Raw genomic sequence first — 1,920 nt, forward strand, 5'->3', positions numbered from 1 at the left:
AGTTAAAGAATGAGATTATCAAAAAGAAACAAAAGGAAGCTAATCGGGTTACTGCTCTTTGGCTTCCTTTTTTATTACGCGTTTCCAAGTCGATTGTTTGACGTGCCTTATTCTACCCTCATAAATGATGAAAAGGGTGAGTTGCTGGCTGCGCAAATTGCAAAGGATGGTCAATGGCGTTTCCCACAAGTAGATGGTATTCCCTACGAATTAGAACAGTGTATACTACACTTTGAAGATGAGTATTTCTACTATCATCCAGGCGTAAACCCTGTCTCTACTTTTCGTGCATTGTTTCAAAATATAAAGGAGGGGAAAGTCGTAAGTGGTGGGAGCACCCTGAGCATGCAAGTAATCCGTTTATCCCGACAAAACAAAGCGCGATCTTACTGGGAGAAAATTATAGAAGTTTACCAGGCGGTGCGACTCGAATTCAGTTACAGCAAAGAAGAGGTGTTGCGTATGTATGTTTCTCACGCGCCTTATGGAGGGAATATCGTAGGAGCAGAAACAGCAGCTTGGCGTTATTTTCATCGACCTTTACATCAATTGTCTTGGGCTGAATATGCTACTTTGGCGGTGTTGCCGAACTCACCTTCATTGATTCGACCCGGTAAAAATTCAGAAGAGTTAAAAGCGAAACGAAACCGTTTACTTCAAAAGTTAAAGGAAAATGAAGTAATCGATGCTTCAACCTATGAGCTTTCATTGTTAGAGCCTTTGCCAGGAAAGCCTTTGGATTTGCCGAATTCTGCTTTCCACTTGTTGAGTTTGGCGAATAGTAAAGGTAAACATGGACACAGAATTAGTTCTACCATAAATGGTCGTTTGCAAAAACGCGTAAGTCAACGTGTAAATAATTACGTAAAGTTTTTAGAGAACAATGAAATTAGAAATGCCTGCGCTTTAGTGATTGATGTGAAGTCAGGCGAGGTAAAAGCCTATGTGGGGAATGCCAATTTTGAGGGTGCCAATGCACAGTATGTAGATCTTATTCAAGCCCCGAGAAGTTCAGGGAGTATACTCAAACCTTTCTTATATGCTGCGGCAATAGAGGAAGGAATGATACACAACAATAGCTTATTGAGGGACGTACCCATTTCTATTCAAGGTTTTGCTCCCTCAAATTTTAACAAGAGTTTCGATGGCGTGGTGCCTGCGAAAGACGCCTTGGCAAGATCACTGAATATTCCCGCAACAAATATTTTAAAGGATTATGGCGTAGTGGGCTTTTATGATGCGCTTCAAGATTTAGGTTTTTCTACTATTAATCGTTCGCCAGACAATTATGGTTTGTCTTTAATATTGGGAGGAGCAGAGGTGACCTTATGGGATGTAGCCCATGCCTACAGTAAACAGGTACGTACGCTGAATAACTTTTTTAGCAATGAACTTTTTCCATCTTCGAACATGTCTATATGGAAAGGCGAAGAGTTGCGTCATCCTGTTTCTTCCTTTGCAGAAGGCACGTGGTACATGGTTACTGAAGCGTTGAAAGAAGTGCAACGACCAGGAATGGAGGAGAGCTGGCGACAGTATTCTTCATCGCGCAAAGTGGCTTGGAAAACGGGGACAAGTTTTGGGTATAGAGATGCTTGGGCTGTAGGTTATGATGCCAATTATTTGGTGGCGGTTTGGGTTGGAAATGCAGAAGGTGAGGGTAGACCAGGGTTAACCGGTGCTTCTGTGGCAGCTCCTTTGATGTTTGATATTTTTCAGGATGTAGACAGGCGAGCATGGTTTGAAAAACCTTTGGCTAGTCTAAGGAATATAGAGCTCTGTGCTACCTCAGGGTTGGCCCCATCTCCGGCTTGTCCGAAAATGAAAACAGAAACAAGTATGGTAGCAAAACCTTTGGGTGTATGTACCTATCACCATCATATTTTGATAAATGACAAAGGTCTAAGAGTGAATCATAAT

The 1,920-nt window shown here is 42.0% G+C and carries 1 protein-coding gene; it reads left to right on the forward strand.

Annotated elements, in window-relative coordinates; all coding sequences use genetic code 11:
- Window positions 1-9: 9 nt before the first annotated feature.
- Window positions 10-1,920: penicillin-binding protein 1C (gene pbpC, locus AC22ZQ_RS14395; RefSeq protein WP_318959452.1), on the forward strand; the 1,911-nt coding region annotated here is incomplete at its 3' end.

The organism is Lishizhenia sp. (genome assembly GCF_057456495.1).